The following is a 24572-nucleotide window of genomic DNA, read 5'->3' as shown; positions in this document are numbered from 1 at the left end:
AGTAATTCCACGGCCAATCCATGTCTGCTTTATTTAAAGTGTATTTTAGCCATTTTAGCCGCCTTTAAAAGGTATTTTTAACAGTAACCAACCACTGAATTGAATCTACGTCATTACTTTTATCAAGAGGGGCGGCTATGTCTAAGTGGATCACTGTGCCTGCATTAGCTCGACTCGGTGCTAGCCTAAGACCCACGCCAGCATTTTTTAAAACCTGACCGTTGGCGCCGTTATTTTTATCGTCAAACCAAGCGCGGCCAATGTCAAAAAAGGCAGCACCCCCGACCTTAAATAATTGCAGTAAGTCGTATTCCCAGTAATAGCGCTTTTCAAGATTGATTAAAAAACTACGATCGCCTTGTTGATAGTTAAGTGGGTAACCACGAAGGCCATTATCTCCGCCTAAATTAAGCTGTTTATCGTGTGTCAGGTTTTTTGCGTAATCGAGACGTACTTTAGCGTACCAAGATTGTTCTAAACTAGTGTTTAAGTAATATTGTATTTGGCTGGTGGCAAACAAGTTTTCGACTTTGCTTTGTTGTTCGTTCCAGTAACCGTCTAGGCTAGCATAAAATCGCCATAAGGTATTGTCACCACTAAAGTGAGCCTTTTTAGCATTAAATGAATAAACGGCGCGGCTATCATCGTCACTTATTTCTTCGCTAGAGTAACCAATTAGGCCTTTCACATTCCAGCCCAGATTTAAATCTTCAGTACGATAAATACTGTCAAAATTGCGTACTTTAATGAAGTGATCTTCAAACCAGTGACCGCTGACATAGGGGTAGCTTAAGTCGCGATTTTGGGCAAGTGGTGTATGAGTAGCAGGTATATTGTTAAATGAGTGCTCTTCGAATATGTAGCCAACACTTAAACGTTGGGTCCAACTATTACCTAATTGCTTGGAATGACCAAAGTGCAATTGGTTGTAATCCGTTTTTTGTTCAAACTCACTGAATACTTCACCACGTTTATAGAGAGACTCAATACGTTGGTCTGAATAGCTGACAAGACCATAGCTATAAGGTGTATCAATTGAATAAAAGGGGTAGGTCAACTCTAATAGATGACGCTTGCCATCGTCGTTATCCGAATACTCTACACGACCGCGGTAGCGGCTAGAAAAAATATTAGGATCGTCATACACAAATAAATAGCCATCGCGATCAGCGTCACTGGTGCGAGAGACTGACAGGCGCTTACCCCAACCAAATAAATTAGACTCTCGAAAACCTATACTGGATTTATTCTCCCCGCCACTGCGACTGAAGCTTATTTCTGGCAGTAAGGTCCATAAGTCACGGGTAGCAACGTTGACATTTATGTTGCCATCACAGTCAATCTCAGCACTAATATCAGCATCGTATAGGTAATTTTGCTTGCGTAAAAGGCGTTCGGATTCTGAGAGCTTTCTAGGAAGGTATTCATCACCAGGTTTAAATAACAATAAATTAGTAATGACATCAGGCTCAGTGGTTATATGAACGCGATTGGCAAATCTAAAAATAGCGTTATTTTCTTCTTCTAAGTCGGTATTAAATACATTGAGTTGATTTAGAGTAACTTTACCTATTTTTGAACCGGTGGTTTTTTTTGGAAGTTGTTCCTCACCACTAAGTTGACGTCTTAGGTTTTGTTCAGAAGGGGTGATGGTGCGTTGATTGCTACAACTGCCATTATCTATAGTTTCAGCCTTAATCGTTGGGCTCAATAAGATAATACTACAGCAACTAAGCAGTAATGTTTTGCGATAACTATTTACGACCATTCAATCCCCTTATTTAGTATTACCTACTAAACACCATGTGGTCGTTAATGTCTAGCTGATTATTGCAATTGCGTTATTAAATAGTGGGTAAGGGCAGCAAGTAAATGCTCAGCTTCAGCGCCTTCACCATTGATCCAAACACTATTACTATAATGTTCAAAATTCAAATTAAAATTGTGTTGCTCATAATTGAAACGTAGTTGGTGGCGGTCAGCACCCGCTTCAAATTCTGTAATAGTAATAAGTGGAAAGTGTAGAAATAAGTTAGCCCAAAGCTCAAAGTCTTCGTCGTTTGGCATTTCTGTTGGTGAAATGATAATGGCGTTATGTTTATTATCAAATTGAAAATCTATCATGGTGTTACCGTCATTTAGGGGGTAGCTAGATAATTACGTATCGCAGTTAAAAATGGGCTGCCGTATTTATTAAGCTTAGTAAAACCAACTCCCGAGACCTTTAAAAATTCGCTGTCGTTGGTTGGCATAAGCTGAGCCATTTCTGCCAGCGTTTTATCATTAAAGACGACATAGGGAGGCACATCATCATCATCAGCAAGCTGTTTACGTAAGGCACGCAACTTAGCAAATAACTTTTTGTCATAATTAAATTGCGCCAGTTTGTCTTGGTATACGTGCTTTGCTTGTAGTCGCGGTTCGGCCATTTGTAGGGTGTATTCACTTTTTAATACAGCGCGCGCACCTTCAGTTAAGCGTAACGTTGAACCTTGCGTTATGTCTTGGCTTAGTAAGCCTTGATGAATCAGTTGGCGTAAAATACTAAGCCAAAATTCACTGCTGTGATCTTTACCAATGCCATAGGTGCTTAAGTGGTGGTGGTTATTGTCCCGAATGCGACTAGTGTTAGCGCCACGCAACAGTTCTACTATGTAACCTAAGCCAAAACGTTGCTCAGCACGATAAACGCATGAGAGTGCTTGCTGGGCTACTAACGTGCCGTCAAAGCTTTTTGGCGGATTTAAGCAAATATCACAGTTACCACAGGGTTCGCGCTGATATTCACTGAAATAGTTGAGTAGAATTTGTCTGCGACACGTTTGTGCTTCGGCAAAGCTTGCCATGGCATTAAAGCGTTGCTCTTCAACGCGACGTCGTTGCTCATCTTCAATATCTTCAAAAAAGCGCCTGACGCGGCCTATATCCGCCGGGTCAAAGTACATGATTGCTTCTGCTGCAAGCCCGTCACGTCCAGCTCTTCCTGTTTCTTGATAATATGCTTCGATACTTTTGGGTATGTCATAATGCAGTACAAAGCGCACATTGGGTTTGTTAATCCCCATGCCAAATGCCACAGTCGCAACTACAATTTGTATATCATCGCGGGCAAAACCTGTTTGCACGAATTGGCGTTGCTCGTTACTCATACCAGCATGATAGGCGGCAGCATTTAAACCAGCATCAGCAAGCTTTTCAGCAATATCATCAACGCGTTTACGGCTCGTGCAGTAGATAATGCCACTTTGATTTTGTTGTTCTTTTAAGTAGCGTAACAGTTGCGCCAGTGGTTTAAATTTTTCTTCAATGGTGTAGCGAATATTAGGCCTATCAAAACTGCCTGTGTGGATGTAAGGTGTTTGTAGCCCAAGCTGCTGCACAATATCGAATCGAGTTGCTTTGTCTGCTGTCGCAGTTAAGGCCATCATTGGTACATTAGCAAAGTGCTGTTTTAGTTCACTTAAGCGGCAATAATGGGGTCTAAAGTCATGCCCCCAATGCGACACACAGTGTGCTTCATCAATAGCAAATAAGCTGATATTTAAGTGGCTCAACCGCTCCAGGAACTCTCTTTGCAACACTTTCTCAGGGGCAACATACAGTAATTTTATTTGGCCACTATGTAATTGTTGATATATCTGTTGTTGCTCTTCACGATTAAGACTGTTGTTTATATACGCAGCTTTTACTCCGAGTGCTTGTAATTGAGCTACTTGATCTTGCATAAGAGAGATTAAAGGTGAGATCACTACCGTGAGACCACTCAAAGCCAACGCAGGTACTTGATAGCAGACTGACTTACCTCCGCCAGTTGGAAGCAGTACAAGCGAGTCCTTGCCATCAAGTGCAGCATTAATCACGGCTTCTTGGCCGTCTCGGAATTCGCTATAACCAAATACTTGCTTTAGTATGGCTGCGGGAGTGCGCACTACGGCGCTTGGAGTGGGGGCTAGTGTATTCATCGCGGTTATTTTAGAGCTTTTAAGCGACCTTGCATAGGAGCTTTTTATCGCACTTTCCTTTTAGTTGTGCTTTACTCATCTTACCAGTTGAGAATAATGAAAAAATAATAATGAATAAAACGATGCTGATTAACCAAGTTGCTAATATTTTTGTAGAGCAAATGCCCTTCAATCAATTCTTGCAAATTAGCGTTAAGTCACTTGATGCCGAACAAGCACAAATTACTTTTCCTTGGCAGGATGTATTTATTGGTAACCCTTCGCAAAAAATTCTGCATGGTGGTGTTATCTCAGCCGTGCTTGACAATGTTGGCGGCATGCTTGCAGCGGCCTCTATCATTGATAAGCTTGAAGAGATTGATATGCTCAGTATTCAAAAGAAGCTATCAACACTCGGGACTATTGATTTAAGAACCGATTACTTACGCCCAGGCAAAGGGGATGAATTTACTGCCAGTGCAAAGCTGATCCGTTCGGGAAATAAAGTGTGTGTTTGCCGAATGGAGTTACACAATGAGTTAGGTGTGCAAATTGCCTTTGGCACAGGTACTTATTTAGTTGGATAAAACACTGCTCGAAGAGTAAACTAGCCGCCTTTTCCATGTTTAGAATAAATTTATGCCAACTAATCCTGAACAACGTAAGGGCGTTATATTAGCCTGTATGGCCTTTTTTATGTGGGGTTTGGCTCCCATTTACTTTAAGTTATTACAGCATATTTCGGCATTTGAAATACTAATGCACCGCGTTGTATGGTCTGTATTGTTTATTGTCATCATTGTATCGGTGATGCAGCAATGGCGTAAAATAAAACATGTGATTGTACAACCTAAGCTGCTCCTCATGTTAGTGCTTACTGCGACCTTACTGGGTTTTAACTGGGGGTTATTTATATGGGCAGTGAATAATGATCATATGCTTGATGCAAGCTTAGGCTACTATATTAACCCGTTGCTCAATGTATTGCTTGGCATGGTGTTTTTAGGTGAAAAATTACGAAAGTGGCAAGGTATTGCTGTGGCGTTGGCGTTCAGTGGCGTAGTTATTCAGCTGGTAAGCTTTGGCTCCTTTCCTGTAGTGGCATTTTCACTTGCTGGCTCGTTTGCAATTTACGGATTACTACGTAAAAAATTACCCATTGAGTCTTTACCAGGGTTGTTGTTGGAAGCGGTTATATTAGTGCCGATTGCATTGCTTTATTGGTGGTTGATGGCACCGTCTTCAAGTTCAAATCTCATGTTAAATGAATGGTATACTAACCTATTGTTGATCAGTGCAGGCGTTATTACTACTCTACCTTTATTGTGCTTCACTGGTGCTGCAAAGCGCTTGCAGTACACGACGCTGGGCTTTTTTCAGTATATAGGGCCAAGTCTAATGTTTATTCTTGCTGTGATGTTTTATGGTGAAGTGTTTAGTAATGAACGCATGGTGACGTTTGCCTGTATTTGGAGTGCTTTAGCTATTTTTAGTTGGGATTCATATCGTCAATCACAAAAGCGCAAGCGTGCAGCGGTGCTTGCGCCTGTTAAGCCTGTTTAGGCGATAACTCTATTACGCCCAGATTCTTTTGCCTTGTAAAGGTTAATATCGGCCTGTTTTAATAGTTCATCAATCTTGTAAACAGGCCCTTGGTTGTAACCTACCGAAATCGTAAACTTAATCTTTTCCGCGCTAAATTTAGGGCTGTTTAACTCAATGAATTGTCTAAACTTCTCAAGTAGTTCGATTGCTTCTGACTTGGCAGTGTCGGCAAAGTAAACGGCAAATTCCTCCCCGCCTAAACGCGCGACGAGGTGTTTGCTAAAGTGTTTCGCAAAACAAACTGATAAACCTTTAAGTACCTCATCGCCAGCATCGTGACCATAGGTGTCGTTAATTGATTTAAAGTGGTCAATATCTATCATGGCAAGTGAGGTTACTTCTTCTTGCTTTTTTAGGTGTTTTAACGACTTATTTGCTTCTTCAAAAAAGTAACGGCGATTAGGGAGCTTAGTTAAATAGTCTGAGTTAGCTTGTAGACGAATGGTTGCTATGTTTTCCAGCATGTCGACGTTTTGGCTTAACCGACAATAAAACTCTTCATTGTTAAATGGTTTTCGTAAATAGTCATTCGCCCCGCTTTTTAAAAAACGCGCCGACAAGTGTTCAGCATCTGAACCAGAAATTCCAATGATAGCTTTTTCATCATTGCTATAAAGCCGACGAATTTCACTGCATAGTTCATCACCATTCATATTTGGCATTTCATTATCAGTAATAATCACATCAATATCGGGTGTTTGAGAAAGCACTTGTAATGCTTGCTCACCACTGTCTGCTTGCAGTACTTGGTATTTGTGCCGTTTAAGCAAACTCAATATATGGCGCCTTGTTGATGATGAATCATCAACGACCAATACTTTTATATTTTCGTTTCTAGGTAAACGTAACAGTTGCTTTGAAAGGTATTGGTACGCTTGCTTATTTTCTTTAGTGATGTAATCAATGATTGGGTACTTTTCGACGGTATCTCGTGTGGCAGAATCTAAACTGCCAGTCATAACAATCGTGGGGATTTCTGCTCCAACGGTACATGGCACAGCTTCACCATTTTGGGCATCAGGTAAGATAAAATCTACTACAGCACAAAAGTAGTTGTTGTTTTCAATGTAGTCTTTTGCTTGTGCAAGTGAGCCAGCAATATCAACATCATAGCCTGCTTTAATTGCAATATGCTTTTGCACCATTGCAATCGTTGGCGTGTCTTCAATAATTAAAATTTTTCGTGTCACGTATCACCTTGATACTAGTTTCTTGAGCAATTATTGCTGCTAGTACAAGTTTTAACTGTTAAAACACAAAAAAGCAAATGCCATTACATTATTATTTGTAATTAGACGGGGTTTATACCCCGTCAGAATCGAAATGGTATGTTGAGCTTTGTGGCAATACAGCGGCTATTTTTGAACGACCAAACAAGGTATGAAACTTGGTTTTACAGGTTGTTAATTTTAAGTATTTTAGCCATGCTCTTTCAATGGAATTGCTAACAGCAGACTCGCCATTGATGACCTTTAAAAATTGTTCTTGAATTTCATTTTGCGGTGCAAGAGATTTGTTGTATAACCCATTAAGAATAATTCCATGTTGCTCTAGGATGCTTGCCTCAAGTAATGTGAAATTACCACTGCGACTAAATCCGCGAGGGAAGTTTTTGTCATCAAAGAACTGACGTTGACTTACAAATGCTTGGCGAAGTACTGAAATATCATTGCTCATGGCTGTTTCCTCATGCCCTAATTTCATGCTGGAGTATGGAACAAGTTGAGTGATTTTTTAAGCGAGAAATTTTTATCGTGAGGATAAATAATTGGATATCGATTTATTAAAAACGTTTGTAGAAGTTGTACGGACAAGGCATTTTGGCAAAGCTGCCGAAAATTTATATATAACACAGTCAGCAGTCAGTTTTCGAATACGTCAGCTTGAGCAAGGGTTGGGTGTAAATTTATTTATTCGTCAGCGCAACAATATTCAGCTAACGGCTCCAGGTGAGCGATTATTACCCCATGCGCAAATGATTATTACTGGTATGCAGCGCGCGAAAGTGGACGTTGCATTAGCTGATAATATGCATAAACAAGTAAGCTTAGCTGGAACCCCTAATATTTGGGATGCTTTTTTACAGTTTGGTATTACCAATATAGTTTCAGCTATGCCCGGTGTTTCACTTGTTGCTGAAGTAAAAGCGCAACAAGAAAGTACGCGGCTATTACTTGAACGGACACTGGATTTAGCTATTTTGTTTGATCCGCCAAAAGTAGATGAGCTGGTGGTGGAGCGTATTTGCGAGCTTCCTATTATTCCGGTTAGTGCTTATGAATCGGCTGTTAATGAAAACTTCTTTGACAACAAATATGTTTATGTTGACTGGGGAACTACATTTTCACTGTGGCATGCTCGCCAGTTTAATGGCCGTACACCACCTTTCTTTAGAACAAGTACAGGAAGAATTGCGTTAGATTTAATTTTGCAATGTGGCGGAAGTGCGTTTATACCTGATGTATTGGTAAAAAACTACATCGAAGCGGGTGATTTATTTGAAGTGCCTGATGTTGAACATACTTCAAGGGATATTTTTGTTGCTTACCATAAAGATAATGAACAAAAACAATTGCTTGAAAAGCTAGTGAATTTGCTAATTGAGTTAGGGCCAAAGCTAGGTCAGTAGCTTAACGAGTAACTATGACAGTTACATGTCGCTAATTGTTCTTTTTTATTAAACAAATGAGGCAGAAATATTTCCGTTGTAATAATTCTGTCATTAAATGCGGGCAAACTGCAGCTGTTTTGAAAATTAGTTTGTTGCGATTATGAGGTTGTTAATATGAAATTTGTAAATTCTAGTCTGTTGCTAACAGTATTGGGTGCTTTATCTTTTTCTGCATCAGCAGATGTCGACGTTTATGGTAAAGCGAACGTTACTGTACAATCATCAGATGATGGTGAAGGTTCATTTACTGAAATTAAAAGTAATAGCTCTCGTTTTGGCCTTAAAGGATCTGAAAGCTTAACAGACGGCCTTGAAGCTGTTTATAAATTTGAGTTTGGTGTAGATGTATCTGATGCCGATTCAAAAGGTGATAAAGATAACATCACTTCTCGCAACCAGTATGTGGGTATCAAAGGTGGTTTTGGTCAAGTGGTTATTGGCCGAAATGACACTGCCACGAAGCAGTCTCAGGGCAAAATCGATTTATTTAACGACCTAGAAGCTGACCTTAAAAATTTATTTAAAGGCGAAAACCGTGTTGGCGATAGCATCTCTTACGCGTCAAATGACCTCAATGGATTTAAAGTGCTTGCCTCTTATATCGCAGAAGATTCTACTGATGGTGATAATGGTTACTCAGTAGCCTTAACCTACGGCGATGTAGGCCTTAAGAAAAGCGATGTTTATGCATCAGTTGCCGCAGACAGCGAAGTGAAAGGCTACGATGTTGTTCGTGCTACTGTTCAAGGTAAGTTGGGCGACTTTAAATTAGGTGCGATGTACCAAACACAAGAAAAGGTTGATGGCAGCAGTGAAGCTGATGGCTACTTGGTAAATGCAGCATACAAGCTAAACAGTAATACTTTCAAAGTACAGTATCAAGTTATCGACTTTGACCAAGGTGATACTAAAACAGCTATTTCAGCAGGTGTTGACCATAAACTAACTAAAAACACCAAAGTATTCGGTTTCTACTCTAACTTCGATATGGATAGTTTAGTAGACCAAGATTACATGGGTGTTGGTATTGAATACAAATTCTAAACTATTGTAATCTTAAATAGTTGATAATAAACCCAGCAGAGGTGCTGGGTTTTTTGTATTTGAAAGTGCCATTAAGCTAGTGCGTAATCTGATTTTCCTGCCAACCAGCGGTAAATTAATTTATCCACTAGGTTAGGGTGTGCTCTAAGCAATTCTGAGGCGATCGGTCTTACTTGGTTTAAGATATGTTTATCACGGCTTAAATCTGCAATTTTAAACTCAGCTAACCCTGTTTGCTTGGTACCGAGCACTTCACCGGGGCCCCTTATCTCTAGATCGCGTTCAGCAATAACAAAACCGTCGTTACTATCTCGTAGCACGGCTAACCGTTTTTGCGCGGTTGCCGAAAGTGGAGCATGGTATAGCAGTACACAGTGAGAAGCGATGGCTCCACGGCCAACACGGCCACGTAATTGATGTAGCTGTGCAAGCCCCAAGCGCTCTGGGTTTTCAATGATTATTAGGCTGGCATTGGGTACATCTACACCAACCTCTATCACAGTTGTTGCAACTAACACATGGATATTACCAGCTTTAAAGTCGCTCATGATGGCTTGTTTTTCAGCTGGCTTCATTCTGCCATGAACAAGGCCCACAGTGAGTTCAGGCAGTGCTTGGGTAAGCTGTAAGGCTGAGTCTTCAGCCGCTTGACATTGAAGTACCTCAGATTCATCTATTAAGGTGCATACCCAGTAGACTTGTCGTCCCTGTTCTGTGCAGGCAGTTTTTACCCTTTCAATAACTTCTTCACGTCTTAAATCAGGCAAAGCAACAGTCGTAATAGGGGTTCTGCCGGGGGGAAGTTCATCAATAATTGACGTTTCTAAATCAGCGTAGGCCGTCATGGCTAAAGTTCTAGGTATTGGGGTGGCTGTCATGACCAACTGGTGTGGGTAGCAATCACCAAAGCGACCTTTTTCCCTTAGCGATAATCGTTGGTGAACACCAAAGCGGTGCTGCTCATCAATGATAATAAGTACCAGATTATTAAAAACGACTTGTTCTTGAAACAAAGCGTGAGTACCTACAATCATCTGAGCTTCACCCGAGGCTATTTGCTCAAGTGTAGTGGTACGTTCTTTACCTTTGGTTTTTCCACCGAGCCATGCGGTTTTTATTCCCAGTGCACAAAACCACTGTGAAAATGTGATGCCATGTTGCTCAGACAGTATTTCTGTTGGTGCCATTAGCGCGACTTGGTAGCCCTGTGCTATTGCTGTTAAAGCACTTAGTGCGGCAACTAAGGTTTTTCCTGAGCCAACATCACCCTGTACTAAACGCATCATTGGATAAGGGTGCTGTAAATCATGCTTAATTTCGTTTACCACTCGGCTTTGAGCATTAGTGGGTGTAAACGGTAGCTTTGATAAGAACTCTTGCTCTAGCGCGTTCGAGGGGGTTAATTCGACTGCTTTAACTTGCTGACCTTGCTGGCGTAATTTTAATAAACTTAGGTTTTGTGCAACCAATTCTTCAAAAATAAGTCTTTGTTGCGCAGGGTGTGAGCCAAGCTCTAACGCGGCGACATCGACATCATTGCTAGGTCGGTGAAGTATATGCAAGGCTTGGGTTAGCCCCATACCACCATGTTGAAATTGTGAGGGCAATAACTCTTCAACCTGATATTTATCTAATAGCGCAATGGCTTGATCGCTTAAGGCACGAATAGAAAGCTGTTTTAAGCCTTCGGTGGTTGAATACACGGGTGTTAATGTTGTTGCTGTCGGTTGTTCAGAGGAGGTGTCACTAATACTGTACTCTGGATGAGTCATTTCAAAGCCAACACGACCGCGGCGCACTTCACCAAAACATCGAATGACTTTTCCTGCATCCATGGCATTTTTTTGTGCCGCGCTAAAGTTAAAAAACCTAAGTGTAAGCCTGCCTGTCCCATCGTTGACCTGGCACACGAGCATACGACGTTTGCCAAATGTGATTTGGCTAGTCTCTATTGTGGCCTCGATACTCACATGGCTGTGGGCTTGCAATTCATTTATCGCATATATTCGCGTGCGGTCTTCATAGCGAAGAGGCAAGTGAAAGAGCATATCTTGTACAGTGGAAATGCCTAACTTTTTTAGGCGTTCAGCCATTTTTGGCCCAACACCTTTTAGTTCGGTTATCGGAAATCGACTTAAATCGGGCTTTGACAAAATAGGCTCAACACTTTAATTTTTAGATTGTTTTTGAGTTTACGTGCGAATAAGCAAGGCATCAAGTGTGTTTTAATGTGTGCCAAAAAATCTCATCAGCCACAATTTCTCCGTTTTCATCAAGTGCAGGGTATGGCAGTGCTTTTTCTTTACATTTTTGCGCAATGATGGGGTGGCAACCTTCAAATAGCATGGTGTGTTTTATGCGTTCATCTAGCATATTTCGATCATATAGCCCGGCTTTTAAACGCTGATGCTGAGCTTCGAATAAAATTAACGCTGCTGCAACCGATACATTCAGTGATTGCGCCATTCCCTGCATTGGAATAATGATATTTTTATCTGCATGAGCCAGCGCTTTAGATGAGATCCCTGTTTTTTCCTGCCCCACGATAATAGCTGTTGGTTTTGTATAATCAATATCGCGGTAATCTACGGCATTTGGAGAGAGGTTTGTGGCAAGGATTTGGACATCAGGATTATGCTTATGCATTGTTGCTACCGCACTATCAATATCTTTATGTAGATGCGTTTCAATCCAGTTTTTACTGCCGCCAGAAGTGTTGTTGGTAAGCCATTTTTGATTTTCAGGCCATACAGCATGAACATGATGGCAGCCAACGGCGTCAGCGCTACGTACAATCGCTGATAAATTATGATGCTTGTGCACATCCTCTAAACACACGGTTAAATCTGTTTGGCGACGGTCCAGTACATTTTTAACTCGGTGAAAGCGTGTGTTTTCCATCATTTACCTTTTCTATAATCTTTAAAGTAGCGTGATTATACGCCAATTAGGTCTTCAAGGCATTACGCTGCGGCTAATCGGGTTTTGTAGTGATATAAGGGTTTCCGTTGATTGAATTGCTTCAATTGCTTGAATCTTATTAATCAGTACATCTTGTAAGTGTTCAATTGAGCGGGTCATTACTTTGATAAAAATACTGTAGTTACCTGTGGTGTAATAGGCCTCGACTACCTCTTCAAGCTCTTTTAACAGCAGCAAGGTTTGCGGGTAATCGCGGGCATTATTTAGGTTAATACCAATAAAGCAGCAAACGTCATAACCCAGTTGTTTGGCATCAATGGTTACTTGTGTGCCGGTGATAATACCTGCTTGCTTCATTTTCTCTACACGCACGTGAATAGTGCCAGCACTGACTGCAAAGCGTTTGGCTAATTCGGCATAAGCTGTGCGTGCATTATCCATTAACGCGTGAAGTATCTTTTTATCGAGATTATCGATTTGATAATTTTCCATATAAATAACCACTGATAATTATTGAATGTTCGGTTTTTATAGCATTATTTTATTGGTATTTATATATTAAAGCTATTTTCATTATGGGTTATTGAATTTAATTGCTAAATGATTGAGGATTGGTTTATTGGATTTTGCCAAAGGGCAAAATAATTACATGACAATAACTGGGAATGAGGCCAATTATTATGAGTTCACACTATGTGCAGCAACAGCAGCAAATAAGTAAAGTTAAACAATTTTTTTCACAGCAACTGGAAAAACAGCTTGGATTAGTTGAAGTTCAGGCACCAATTTTGGCAAAAGTAGGCGATGGGATCCAAGATAACTTAAGCGGTACTGAAAATGCGGTTAGTGTGAGTGTTAAAGCGATTCCTGGCAGTCAGTTTGAAGTAGTACACTCACTAGCAAAATGGAAACGAAAAACGTTGGCTCAATATGGTTTCGCTGTTGGAGAGGGGTTGTATACCCACATGAAGGCACTGCGCCCTGATGAGGAATCTTTGAGTCCAATTCATTCTGTATATGTTGATCAATGGGATTGGGAAAAAGTGATTTGTGCAAGTTCAGAGCGCTCCCTAGATAAGTTAAAACAGACAGTTAAATCACTGTATCAAGGCTTAAAAGCCACGGAGAAGTTTGTTGCTGATGAATTTGGCATTAGCGGATTTTTACCAGCAGACATTACCTTCATTCACTCTGAGCAACTACGCCAAATGTACCCTGATTTCACCGCAAAGCAGCGAGAAAAAGCCATAGCTAAAGAGTATGGGGCGGTCTTTTTAATTGGTATTGGTGGTCAGCTTGGTGATGCAAAAATACATGATGTGCGAGCACCAGATTACGATGATTGGTCTAGCGCGACATGTGAGCAATACAGCGGCTTAAATGGTGATATTATCGTATGGAACCCTGTGCTTGAAGATGCGTTTGAGATTTCATCAATGGGTATTCGCGTTGATGCCGAGGCTCTTGTAAAACAACTTGAAATTACCGCAGATCAAGCAAGATTAGAATTTGATTGGCATAAGCAGCTTTTGGCAAATGAATTTCCGCAAACAATTGGGGGTGGAATCGGTCAGTCACGTTTAGCAATGCTGCTTTTACAAAAACCACATATAGGCCAAGTTCAAGTGGGTGTTTGGAATGAGCAACTAAAACACGAAGTCGCTGACATTCTATAGCGCATAAATAATTCAACCTGAACTCTGGTTGAGAGATGTACAAATGTATTTATCTACCTTCAGAATTCAGGTTAATTTATGAGATACAGCAACATCGCCACTGAGTCCCATTAGCTGGTTTTGAATTCGACTTCAATTTTACCTTCTTGCAATTTTACATTGCATGGAGGGTAATTACGGTTAGTTTTTAACACTTTATCAAAAATATGAATTTCCACACCGGGATGAAGCACTTTATTAACTGCTAAGTTAGCGTTATTAAGTATGTCATGTAAGTGTTTTTCTAATTTCGATAATCGCTTTTCAAGTTGTTCAGCTTCTTGGCAATAGTGCTGCTGCGTTGCACCAATTTTAGCGAGAAGTTGTTTTTTCTTTTCTAGATCTTTTACTAAATCTGCTTTCTCAATTGCTGATTGTAAGGTATCAAGTTGGCTATCTGTTTTGGCTAGTTCCTTAAAGCAACCATCTGTTTCTTCTGTTACTTCTCTTCCTGAAGCAGCTAAGTTTATCTGCATTTTAGCGCCAGATTCATTACCTATTTCGCCCGCGATTATCATTCCTGCATCAAGTATTTCACCGCCAAAAATTTTTCCTTGCGGGTTATCTTTTTGACCAACTTGTAATAAGTGAGTTGCTTTCATCACGCAATGACTTGATTGACGTTCGATAAAAATATTTTCACCACTTAGGTAACTATATTGTGCATGTGATAGGTAAATACTACCTTGACTGATTATTTTGCAAGAGAGTGACTTATCGTCAAGTTGGTGGCCAATAACACCTTGCTTGATGGTAATACTGCCTTGTGCAGTTAGCTCTCCTGACTCAACAGTACCCATCACTGTAATGTCGCCTTTGGCAGTAACCTTCATTCCAGGCTCTATATTTTGTGTAACGATAACGCTGCCATCAAAATTAATATGGCCGCTTTTTACATTGACGTCTTTCACTGTGTAAATATCATCAACACGCATGCCATTAGCTATCTCTATAGGCACACCCGAAATAGTAGAGACTAGCTCCAACGGATTGGTTTTTGATATTTCTGTGCCATCACCAGCGACCAATGAGAAGCTTTCACCTGGTTTGGCTTGGAGTGAATCACCTGTAACTGTAAAACCCTCTTTACCTGGCGTTGCCGGTAATTGTTGTAATAGCAATGTACCAGGTTCAACACTGGCAAGCTTACCGAAATCACGCATGTCTACTGTTCCGTCTTCACGTAGTTTTGGCGATTTTAAGCGTTCTTTGAGAGTTTCTACGTGAGGAATCAGTCGCGATGATTGTCCATCAACTGGAAGCCGACCTTTAGCAAGGACGCCTTTGGCAGTTTGCCCTGCTGCCATTTCAAACTGTTGTTGTAATAAGTGTTCTAAAAATGCTTGTTTATAACCACGGGAAACGCCTGACTTTACTAATAGTTGTTTAGCCGTGTCGAGGTCGAGTATATCCCCACCTTCGGCTAAGGTTAACTCACCTGTAGCAAGCATCTTTTCACTATCAATGGTTACGACGAGCTTAGCGTCATGTTTACTAGCAACAACCAGGGTGCGTTCGTTATTTGGTGCATCGAAATAGGCTTTTATAGAGTCGTGCTCTACTCGGTACTCGCAAAACTGCGAGCGCTCAAGAGCCTCGGTTACGAAGGCCGCACTAGGAGGTGAATGCTCTACAACATCCAGTAATACATTTCCGTTATGGGCAAGCTTAAACACACATTATCCTTTTACACTACTAAAGTTAAAGGTTATCAAAATTTATAACCATAGAGTGCTAGAGAATTTAGAAACTGTCAAGGTATTAGGAAAGCAGAGCAAGTAGGTTGAAATTGTTAGCAAACACTTGTTTAGTCATAACATACTTAAACAAGTGCTTGGCTTATATAAGGTTAGTTTGTTGATGGCAGTTCCATGATGCCATCAATTTCAATTTGTACGTTCTTTGGTAGTGCGCGAACACCGATTGCTGCGCGTGCAGGGTAGGGCGCTTTAAAGTACTGGCTCATTACCTCATTAACTGTGGCAAAGTTTGATAAGTCAGTAAGATAAATGTTCACTTTTACTAAGTCTTGAATTGTACCACCTGCTTCAGCACAGACTGCGCTGATATTTTTAAATACTTGGTGTGTTTGCTCTGCGAAGTCTTCTGATATTACTTGCATGCTTGCAGGAACAAGTGGGATTTGACCAGATAAGTACACTGCGGTGCCCACTTTTACTGCTTGGCTATAAGTACCGATTGCAGCAGGTGCATCATCGGTAGAAATAAATGCTTTATTCATGATTGTCCTATTTATTTTTTTCGATAGACTTTTTGCACATCAGGCATAACCCTGATTCGGCGCATAATATTGGCAACGTGAACACGGTTTTTCACTGTTATACCAAGGTCTATCACATAGAGGTTACTTTCTTTTTCGTCGGTGGCTATTTCTACAATGTTTGCTTGTGTAGTCGCAACAACATTGGTCAATTTAGCCAGTGCACCTTGATGGTTAATTATTTCAACACGCAGTGCAGCTATATATTCTTTTTCAGGGTTGTCATCCCATTTCACTACGAGGTATTTAGAGCGCTCAGACTCCCAGCCACGAATGTTTTTACACTCTTGGCGATGTACAGTAACGCCTTTACCTTGACTGATATGTGCGGTAATGGCATCTCCGGGTACTGGGCGACAACATTTAGAGTAGTTAACCAACATTCCTTCAGTGCCAATTATGGTTGCTTTGGCATTTTTGGCTATGTCACTTAAATCTTCATCATCATTTTGTAATAAGCGTCGGGCAATAAGCATACTCATTAAATTACCAGCGCCAATTTCGACTAACAGTTCTAGTACGGTATTTAAGTTATGTTCGTTCAGTACACGAGTTATATTTTCATCAGGTAAATCGTTTAAATTTGATTCGCCCAATGCTGAGTCGAGTAAACGACGACCCAGTTGTAACGCTTCTTCCTGATGTTGATTTTTTAAATAGTTACGAATACCTAATCGGGCTTTACCAGTCACAATAAAGTTAAGCCATGTTGCATTTGGGTGCGCGCCAGAGCTGGTGATAACCTCTACAGTTTGGCCAGTATCTAATGCTTTACTTAACGGATGAGGCTTACGATTAACCCGAGCTCCAACACAGGTGTTGCCTACGTCAGTATGAACCGCATATGCAAAATCAACAGCTGTTGCGCCCATTGGTAATTCAACTATGCGGCCATCGGGTGTAAATACATATATCTCTTCAGGGAAAAGTTCTGTTTTAACGTTTTCAACAAACTCAAATGAAGATCCAGCACTTTGCTGAAGTTCCAGTAGGCTTTGCATCCACTGGCGTGCTCGTTGTTGTGCTGTATGGCCGGCACCATCACCTGATTTTTTATACATCCAGTGCGCCGCAACCCCTTTATCAGCCATGTGATCCATGTCGTGAGTTCGAATTTGTATTTCGACAGGGATACCGTGAGGTCCAACTAAGGAAGTATGCAGCGATTGATAACCATTCGTTTTAGGCACCGCTATGTAATCTTTAAAACGTGTTTCAATGGGTTTGTAAAGATTGTGCGCAACACCGAGTACTCGATAACAAGTGTCCATGGAGTCAACAGCGATTCTAAAGGCGTATATATCCATAACTTCATTGAAAAGCAGTTCTTTGTTTAGCATTTTTTTATAAATACTATATAAATGCTTCTCACGACCTGAAACACCTGCTTTTATGCCCGCTTCTTCAAGGCGTGCTGTAATTTCAGTTTGAATATTGGAAATAACTTCTTTGCGATTACCACGTGCTTTTGCCACTTCGGATTTAAGTGCGCGATGACGCATAGGGTAGAGTGCTTGAAAGCCAAGATCTTCTAACTCGTTTTTAATGTCATGAATACCTAAACGGTTAGCGATTGGCGCGTAAATCTCAAGCGTTTCACGTGCTATGCGACGACGTTTATCAGGACGAAGAGCCCCTAAGGTGCGCATGTTATGTGTACGGTCGGCAAGTTTGATTAAAATAACGCGAATATCCTGCGTCATGGCCATAATCATTTTACGATAGTTTTCAGCTTGAAATTCTTTTTTATCCTTGAAGCTGAGTTTATCGAGTTTACTAACACCTTCAACTAACTCCGCGACGGTGTCACCAAATATATCGGCTAAGTCTTGTTGACTAAAGTCGGTGTCTTCAATGACGTCATGCATTAATGCAGCCATGAGCGTTTCATGGTCTAAATGCATGCCAGCAAGGATGTGAGTTACTTCAACTGGGTGAGTAATATAGGGTTCGCCGCTTGAGCGAGTTTGCCCCTCGTGCGCTTCGCGAGCGACAACATAGGCTTTTTGCACCAGTTCTACATCTGCCGATGGCAAATATTCTGATATTTTCTTTTTTAGACCTTCAAAAAGATACATTCACACTCCAATGTTCTCGTGAAGCAAATAGGTAACGGTATGTTAAGAATATACGATGAAAAGAAGGGATTGCCAACGGCTAGAGTAGAAATACTAAGCCGTTGACGAAATCAGACCGGGAAGTCGGATTATTGGTTGCCACCTACAATAGCAGCAACGGCAGCCATTTCAGCCGCTTCTTGGTGTTGTTGCTCTTCACGATCAATAACATCCATTGATGAGCTATCAACTAAACCAAGTTCAATTTCACGTAAAGCAACCACTGTTGGTTTATCGTTTTCAGGGTCAACTAGTGGGTTTTTACCGCCCACAGCAATTTGGCGGGCACGACGAGCCGCAACTAAAATTAAGTCAAAACGATTACCAATTGCATCTACTGCATCTTCAACAGTTACGCGAGCCATCTTCAGCACTCCAAATAAATTTTTAAGCAAAGACGTAGTTTACTGCACCCAGTAAGATTCGCCAATAGCTAGTGGTTAATTTTTATCTATAAATATATAAACAGCTATTTTATTAAGTCAGTAATAAGGCTTTGATGGCGAACAGACTGGCACTTTAAAGATAAACGCTTAGCAAGCACTATTGTTTCTATCTGTGTTAATGCCGTGTCGAAATCGTCATTAATTACAACGTAATCATACTCGTCGTAATGAGAGCTTTCTGACTGTGCTTGTGCCATGCGCCCAGCAATAACCTCTGCTGAATCTTGACCACGATTGTTTAAACGAGTTTCTAGTTCTTCTTTTGACGGGGGGAGAATAAAGATCGTTTCAATATCATCAACTAGCTTGCGCATTTGTTGTGCGCCTTGCCAATCAATATCTAAAAATACATCAATCCCCGCAGCGAGTTGCTCTTCGATAGCTTGTTTAGATGTGCCGTAATAATTATCAAATACTTTAGCCCATTCAAAGAAGTCATTTTTATCAATGAGCGACTTAAATTCATCAACGGATACAAAATGGTAATGCACACCATTATCTTCACCAGGTCGAGGTGAGCGAGTTGTGTGAGATACAGATACTTTCATATCTGCATGTTTTGCTAATAACGCATTTATTAAGCTTGATTTACCTGCTCCCGAAGGGGCTGATAGAATAAATAGATTTCCGCGATTTTGTGCCATGCTTGTTACCTAAAATAAACAGGCTTAGCGTTAATGGAGCTAAGCCTTAATTACATTATTGTACTGTATTTATCTCACCTGACTCAACTATCAACCAAATTGAGCGTAGTGAATCCTGTTGCTCGCCTATTTTCAAAAAAGACTCGCATAATGCAAAAAACCAAGTTGCAAGATGCATTGTTGAATATGTTTAGTGTTAATTTTCAATAGGTTAAATTTTGGAATGAAGCCTGCATTGGTATACGCACTTAACTTATGAGGGGTATCTAATGAAATTAACCTATTTAGCAAAAGCATGTATATTGCTACTCCCATGCACCGCGTATAGTCAGTCATTTGATACGTGTCCAAGCCAAGCATTCTTAATGCAAGACGCAAATGCGCAGCTCTACGGAATAGACTTGGTCTCTGCAAAGCCCACCGTTTTAGCTTCTCAATTAACCTTTTCTACAGAAGCAAACAACGAAAGCGTCAATGCAATTGGTTTTAATTATAAAGATCAGTATTTATATGGCTTCAGCCGCCAAGCACCTAAAAGTGTGGTGCAGATCGGCAGTGGTTACGAGATGACCCGCCTTGATATCTCAGGCCTTCCAGACACTAATTTTTATGTTGGTGATGTTCGTGTCACTGGTGAAGAAGCGGCACAAAGTGCTGCATATTATGTTTATTCGCCTAACTTTGGGCTGTACGAAATTGATTTGGATGGTGACTTAAACGCACCTATCACCGCTAACCTAATGCCTGGTACTGTTAATTGGAAACTAGGGATTTATGACTTTGCATTTCACCCCCAAAGTAACTTGCTTTATGCGGTTGAATCAAATGGCGATTTACATGAAATAGATGTCGATGCGAACACCAGTAAGTTTATAACGCAGCTAGACATTGGCACAGATACAGGGGCTTTCGGGGCAGCCTACTTTGATATTAATGGCCAATTTTATTTTAGTAATAATAGAAGCGGTAAAATTCATAAAGTGGATTTAAGTACCAGCCCTGTTGTGGATTACACGCCGGTGGCCAATGTATTTACGTCTGGGCCTAAATCAAGTCAAAATGATGGTGCTCGTTGTGCTATCGCTGAAGTTAAGGTAACTGACAGTTCAATTGATTTTGGTGATGCACCTTTGCCATACCGCACAAGTCTAGCGCAAAGTGGTGCAAGACACTTATTCGACCCAAATAGCGATAATACTAATCTAATTTATTTAGGCGCAACGGTTGATGGTGAAAACATCAACACTGACAGTGAGCTTGCTTCTAACCCAGTTGACGCATCAGATGATGGAGTTAGCTTTGTTACTGCGTTTTCTGCAGGGCAATCAAGTCAAATTATCGTGAATGCTTCAGCGAGCAGCTATTTATATGCCTGGTTTGATTGGGATCAAAATGGTGTTTTTAGTGAAACTGAGCGAATGGTGACTAAGACTGTTCTTAATAAAGGCGACAACAGCATTTTAGTTGATGTACCTAACAACACAAAGTCAGGCCAAACTTGGGCACGTTTTAGAGTTACAGATGGTACAGAGGCATCGTTAATCACTGCTACTGGTGGAGTATTGGGTGGTGAAGTCGAAGATTATGAAATTACCACATTTGCCAGCGCTGTTTACCCTGGTGAAAGTGATTGGGTTACCCTTGCCTATGAGGACAAGTGGCCATTTGCAGGAGACTATGACTTCAATGATGTTGTTTTAAATTATCGCACCACGCAATTAATTGAAGGTAGTAATGTTGTTGGTTACAGAATTGAAGGTCAACTAATAGGAATAGGCGCAACTTACCATAATGGGTTTGCAGTTAGCTTAAAGGAAACGGTTGGCAGCAACACATTGACTGTTTTACGCAGCGAAGTGGATGAGGAAAACATTACTTATCTCGTTGATGGGCAATTGCAGAACAAGCAAGTGCTAGAAACAGGACGTGAGAATGCTATTTTAATCTTTATGCAGGACACCTGGGAACATGTAACCACTCAAACAGGGTGTAGCTACTTTAGAACACAAAAAGATTGTGATGTGAATACTAAAGTGTCGTTTTCAATGACGATTCCTCTAAAGGCGCCTAAAGCCAAATCCGTTTCTCCAGGCACATTGTTAGACCCGTTTATTTTTGCAAGCGAGGGGTTTTACCATGGTGATTTTTTAGTTGGCAAAGAGGCGCGTAGTTGGGAGGTTCATATGAAAAACCAGCAGCCGACAGCGGCCTTTGACACTGCTTTATTTAAATACGCACAAAGCGACGATGTAAGTGAGCCTACCAGCAACCTATATTTTCAAACTGAAAATGGTCTGCCGTGGGCAATTGAAGTTGGAACACAATGGTTACATCCTCTTGAAGGGGTTGATATTACAACTGCCTATGATCGTTTCGCTGGTTTTGCAGAATCTTCAGGGCAACAAAATTCACAATGGTTTAAAAATTACAATGTAGGCAATGTTGTAAAAGGGGAGCAATAATGAACAAATTAACGATTACCTTATGTTTTTCAGTATGCTTAGTTGGGTGTGGTGGAGGCGGTGGTGATGACAAAGCAACATCATCAGTACAATCGGTAGCAGCAACGACAACGACTAGCGCGGCATCAACAACGGATACCACAACAACTACTACAGACTCTGATTTAACAGGAATGCAAGGGTTAACCATCGCGAATGACTTCAATTTATCGACTAAGTTTGAGCTGGATATAGACGTAAACCTTAATGCGGGTGATCAACGGGCTTATCTAAATGTGTGCTACAAAAAAGATCAATCAGATCGCGCAGATTACAATAACTGCGTTGTTAGGTCTCCTTTAACTCAAGGCATGATAGACACAACGGTAGTGATGAGTCGTCAAGACATTGAGTTAGTAGCTGAAATTTGGTTTTATGACTCTAGCACTCAGCCATTATCATATTCATGGCAGTACGACACACAGCAACAGCAGCAGTTATTCGAGATTCGCTAGTACTGAGTAATGGTTAAAAATATGAAAGAATATATTTAGGTATATTCTTTTTTCTATGCGTAAAGGTGTATAGAAAATGGTTGATTATATTGAGCAAAAAAAGTCCATAAAGGGCTGGCAAAAAAGCCTATTAAAGTGGCTGGGAATCGTTGTTTGCATTGTGTGTATTGCCTGCGCATACATTCCCTTTGAGAGTTACTATGGCGATCTTCTTATTTCGTTGAGAATGCCTTTATTAAGCTTCACAGTAGTGTGTAGTTTATTATTGATGCTAACAAAATCAAAAGGGGTTGCCTTGCTCATGCTGTTGGCAAGTGCTGTGGGGCTGGGTACTTTGATCCCTTTGCCGTCATCATCAAAATTAAGTAGCCAAGATACTATTAACATTAAGCAAATTAATCTTAGCTATACCAATCCTTTTATTGCTGAGCATTTAACTGCCCTTAAAGAGCAAACATGGGATATATTAATTCTACAAGAATTCAGTGATTTGAATCGCCATTTAGTTCGCCCATTTTTAACGCAGGCTGATTTATTTGGTTATCGAGAAGTTGAAGGGATACCTTATGGGATCGTGGTTATTTCACGTTTACCTATCGTTTATAGGCAGCAAATAAAGCTCGACGGTGATTGGCTAGGTTATATAAAGCTGCGTGTGCTATTTAAAAACAGGATGATTACAACTTATGTAGCTCACCCACCGTCACCCAGAACGCAACAACATTGGCACAATAGAAACCGTTTATTGGCCTCAATTAACGCATCTGTACTCAGTGAAAAAACACTTTGGTTAGTTGCTGGCGATTTGAATACCGTGCCTTGGTCATACTATTTTAATTTTGCACAAGCAAACAGCTGTTATAGCCAAGCGAACGCTTATACTAGCTTTACCCCTTTTGACTTTATTGATTCGGTGTTTACTGGATTACCCATTGATCATTGTTTATTTAGTCGTGAACTGTCGCTTGAAAATTTGTCTGTGACTCCTTTTAAAGGCAGCGATCACAAAATGCTCAGTTACGCCCTCGGTGTAAATTAATATCTGAATAGCAATAAAAAACGTGCCCATAATTAGCACGTTTTTTTAATTAGATTGGCAGGATTTTAACTTGTTGATATCGAGCTCTTTAAGTCATGTAATAAATGGCGAAGATTTCGTTTATGTGGAAATAGAGTAAAAGCAGCCGCGGCCGTTGATAACGCTTTAAATTTATTCCCTATTTCACGATAATATTCACCGTAACACTCTAAAATACGCGCTTGCGCTTTTACTTGTGCAAGTAAGCCAGCATCATCTTTACAACGTGATACAATTTCTTTCATTGCATTAAGCCTATTAGTTCTATTTGCTGTGATTGAGCCTGCTCGCATTAAGTAGTCCATCGATACATTAGGCGAAAAAGCAACATCACCAATTCGAGCTAGTTTTAACCAACAATCCCAGTCACTTGCGCTGTTTAATGCATTGTCAAACCGGCCAATATAGTTAATGGTAGAGCGTTTTACCATAACAGAGGATGTGCCTATAACATTGGCGTAAATGAGCAAATCCATCGGTGATTTTAAGTTTTGATAGCCAAGATCATTATGATCTATGTGTTTTGCAAATTCAGGCCAAAATGAAAAGCAATCTACAATGGGTTCATACGCTTCATTTACGTGCATATAATTGGTAAAACTGAGTACGCAATCCTTATGCTGTTGCATATAGCTTAGCTGTTCAAACAGCTTGTCATCTGTCCAGTAATCATCGGCATCTAAAAATGCAATATACTCCGCTTTTGCTGCACCAATGGCTCTGTTTCTGACGTTGACGACGCCTGTATTCTCTTGTTCTAAAATCACCAGTTGTGGAAAAGTTTGTTGTGCTTCTTTTAGCCACTCAAGGCTGCCATCAGTTGAGCCGTCATCAACAATAATAATCTCTACATCTACTTTAGATTGTCTAATAACACTGCTAATCGCTTTGGCTAAATACTGTTTACAGTTGTAGTTTGGAATAATAACACTGATATCTACGCTCATAATGTTTACCTTGTGAGGTTCAAATTAACTTACAAGGGTATACGCAATTTAGGCGCCAACTATTTTAATGGCTTAGCGCGGCGTTTTTTGTCTAATGCTTTGCATATTGCAATATATGTTCGCAAATTGGGTTTTTAGTCGCTATTTTATGGGAAATAACGTGGGCATGGTTCTTGCGAAATAACAAGTTAGTTATTATTAGGAG

The 24572-nt window shown here is 40.6% G+C and carries 22 protein-coding genes; 8 read left to right on the top strand and 14 right to left on the bottom strand.

Going from position 1 to position 24572, the window contains the following annotated elements; translation table 11 throughout:
- Positions 1–64: 64 nt before the first annotated feature.
- The 3 genes from C7Y70_RS03085 to recQ are packed head-to-tail and all read right to left on the bottom strand — an operon-like array spanning position 65 to position 3962.
- Positions 65–1768: a BamA/TamA family outer membrane protein gene (locus C7Y70_RS03085; RefSeq protein WP_135473343.1), complete on the bottom strand. Its 1704-nt coding sequence runs from the start codon at positions 1766–1768 to the stop codon at positions 65–67.
- 59 nt (positions 1769–1827) lie between these two features.
- Positions 1828–2124: a DUF3630 family protein gene (locus C7Y70_RS03080; protein ID WP_135473342.1), complete on the bottom strand. Its 297-nt coding sequence runs from the start codon at positions 2122–2124 to the stop codon at positions 1828–1830.
- A 14-nt stretch (positions 2125–2138) separates the two neighbouring features.
- Positions 2139–3962 carry a DNA helicase RecQ gene (gene recQ / locus C7Y70_RS03075; protein WP_135473341.1) on the bottom strand — a complete coding sequence of 608 codons (1824 nt, stop codon included), beginning with the start codon at positions 3960–3962 and terminating at the stop codon, positions 2139–2141.
- Positions 3963–4072: 110 nt separating this feature from the next.
- Between recQ and C7Y70_RS03070 the strand changes: the two genes are divergently transcribed.
- Positions 4073–4528, top strand: a complete 456-nt coding sequence (locus C7Y70_RS03070; RefSeq protein WP_210114653.1) for a thioesterase family protein — start codon at positions 4073–4075, stop codon at positions 4526–4528.
- Between the two features lie 52 nt (positions 4529–4580).
- Complete coding sequence (gene rarD / locus C7Y70_RS03065; RefSeq protein ID WP_099296213.1) at positions 4581–5504, top strand: EamA family transporter RarD; 924 nt, start codon at positions 4581–4583, stop codon at positions 5502–5504.
- Here rarD and C7Y70_RS03060 read toward each other — a convergent pair.
- Both C7Y70_RS03060 and C7Y70_RS03055 read right to left on the bottom strand, forming a co-directional pair.
- Positions 5501–6736 (bottom strand): response regulator, encoded by a 1236-nt coding sequence (locus C7Y70_RS03060; protein ID WP_135473340.1) that lies wholly within the window; start codon positions 6734–6736, stop codon positions 5501–5503. The genes rarD and C7Y70_RS03060 overlap by 4 nt on opposite strands.
- Positions 6737–6848: 112 nt before the next feature.
- On the bottom strand, positions 6849–7223 hold the full coding sequence (locus C7Y70_RS03055; protein ID WP_099296215.1) for a DUF413 domain-containing protein: 375 nt from the start codon (positions 7221–7223) through the stop codon (positions 6849–6851).
- A gap of 91 nt (positions 7224–7314) precedes the next feature.
- Here C7Y70_RS03055 and C7Y70_RS03050 point away from each other — a divergent pair, with 91 nt between their 5' ends.
- Both C7Y70_RS03050 and C7Y70_RS03045 read left to right on the top strand, forming a co-directional pair.
- Complete coding sequence (locus tag C7Y70_RS03050) at positions 7315–8175, top strand: LysR family transcriptional regulator (RefSeq protein ID WP_135473339.1); 861 nt, start codon at positions 7315–7317, stop codon at positions 8173–8175.
- Between the two features lie 156 nt (positions 8176–8331).
- Positions 8332–9261 (top strand): porin, encoded by a 930-nt coding sequence (locus C7Y70_RS03045; protein WP_099296217.1) that lies wholly within the window; start codon positions 8332–8334, stop codon positions 9259–9261.
- A 71-nt stretch (positions 9262–9332) separates the two neighbouring features.
- Here the strand turns inward: C7Y70_RS03045 and recG are convergent, their stop codons facing one another.
- The 3 genes from recG to asnC all read right to left on the bottom strand — a co-directional run bounded on the left by recG (position 9333) and on the right by asnC (position 12675).
- A complete protein-coding gene (gene recG, locus C7Y70_RS03040; protein ID WP_135473338.1) occupies positions 9333–11414 on the bottom strand; it encodes an ATP-dependent DNA helicase RecG in 2082 nt (693 codons plus the stop codon).
- 61 nt (positions 11415–11475) lie between these two features.
- The gene (gene trmH / locus C7Y70_RS03035) at positions 11476–12162 is read right to left on the bottom strand and encodes a tRNA (guanosine(18)-2'-O)-methyltransferase TrmH (protein WP_135473384.1); all 687 of its coding nucleotides are present in this window, start codon (positions 12160–12162) and stop codon (positions 11476–11478) included.
- 54 nt (positions 12163–12216) lie between these two features.
- Positions 12217–12675: a transcriptional regulator AsnC gene (gene asnC / locus C7Y70_RS03030; protein ID WP_099296220.1), complete on the bottom strand. Its 459-nt coding sequence runs from the start codon at positions 12673–12675 to the stop codon at positions 12217–12219.
- A gap of 188 nt (positions 12676–12863) precedes the next feature.
- Between asnC and asnA the strand changes: the two genes are divergently transcribed.
- A complete protein-coding gene (asnA, locus tag C7Y70_RS03025; protein WP_135473337.1) occupies positions 12864–13859 on the top strand; it encodes an aspartate--ammonia ligase in 996 nt (331 codons plus the stop codon).
- 110 nt (positions 13860–13969) lie between these two features.
- On the opposite strand, the gene C7Y70_RS03020 is transcribed toward asnA, so the two are convergent.
- From C7Y70_RS03020 to gmk, 5 genes are all read right to left on the bottom strand, one after another.
- Positions 13970–15574 (bottom strand): FapA family protein, encoded by a 1605-nt coding sequence (locus C7Y70_RS03020; RefSeq protein ID WP_135473336.1) that lies wholly within the window; start codon positions 15572–15574, stop codon positions 13970–13972.
- Between the two features lie 173 nt (positions 15575–15747).
- The gene (locus tag C7Y70_RS03015) at positions 15748–16140 is read right to left on the bottom strand and encodes a RidA family protein (protein WP_099296223.1); all 393 of its coding nucleotides are present in this window, start codon (positions 16138–16140) and stop codon (positions 15748–15750) included.
- An 11-nt stretch (positions 16141–16151) separates the two neighbouring features.
- Entirely contained in the window at positions 16152–18257 is a 2106-nt protein-coding gene (spoT, locus tag C7Y70_RS03010) for a bifunctional GTP diphosphokinase/guanosine-3',5'-bis pyrophosphate 3'-pyrophosphohydrolase (RefSeq protein ID WP_099296224.1), read from the bottom strand.
- A 128-nt stretch (positions 18258–18385) separates the two neighbouring features.
- Positions 18386–18661 carry a DNA-directed RNA polymerase subunit omega gene (gene rpoZ, locus C7Y70_RS03005; protein ID WP_058560306.1) on the bottom strand — a complete coding sequence of 92 codons (276 nt, stop codon included), beginning with the start codon at positions 18659–18661 and terminating at the stop codon, positions 18386–18388.
- A 104-nt stretch (positions 18662–18765) separates the two neighbouring features.
- The gene (gene gmk, locus C7Y70_RS03000; RefSeq protein WP_135473335.1) at positions 18766–19386 is read right to left on the bottom strand and encodes a guanylate kinase; all 621 of its coding nucleotides are present in this window, start codon (positions 19384–19386) and stop codon (positions 18766–18768) included.
- A 269-nt stretch (positions 19387–19655) separates the two neighbouring features.
- Between gmk and C7Y70_RS02995 the strand changes: the two genes are divergently transcribed.
- The 3 genes from C7Y70_RS02995 (at position 19656) to C7Y70_RS02985 (ending at position 23381) form a co-directional block, all read left to right on the top strand.
- Positions 19656–21848, top strand: coding sequence for an LruC domain-containing protein (locus C7Y70_RS02995; protein WP_135473334.1), 2193 nt, complete (start codon positions 19656–19658; stop codon positions 21846–21848).
- Positions 21848–22342, top strand: coding sequence for a hypothetical protein (locus tag C7Y70_RS02990; protein ID WP_135473333.1), 495 nt, complete (start codon positions 21848–21850; stop codon positions 22340–22342). The genes C7Y70_RS02995 and C7Y70_RS02990 overlap by 1 nt, the downstream gene beginning before the upstream one ends.
- 76 nt (positions 22343–22418) lie before the next feature.
- The gene (locus C7Y70_RS02985) at positions 22419–23381 is read left to right on the top strand and encodes an endonuclease/exonuclease/phosphatase family protein (protein ID WP_135473332.1); all 963 of its coding nucleotides are present in this window, start codon (positions 22419–22421) and stop codon (positions 23379–23381) included.
- A 65-nt stretch (positions 23382–23446) separates the two neighbouring features.
- Here C7Y70_RS02985 and C7Y70_RS02980 read toward each other — a convergent pair whose 3' ends face one another.
- Positions 23447–24367 (bottom strand): glycosyltransferase, encoded by a 921-nt coding sequence (locus C7Y70_RS02980; RefSeq protein WP_135473331.1) that lies wholly within the window; start codon positions 24365–24367, stop codon positions 23447–23449.
- Positions 24368–24572: the final 205 nt, after the last annotated feature.

The sequence above is a fragment of the Pseudoalteromonas sp. KS88 genome (assembly GCF_004766475.1).
Taxonomy (GTDB): domain Bacteria; phylum Pseudomonadota; class Gammaproteobacteria; order Enterobacterales; family Alteromonadaceae; genus Pseudoalteromonas.
The sequence above is the reverse complement of the archived record's forward strand: the minus strand, read 5'-3'. Positions and strand labels throughout refer to the sequence as shown.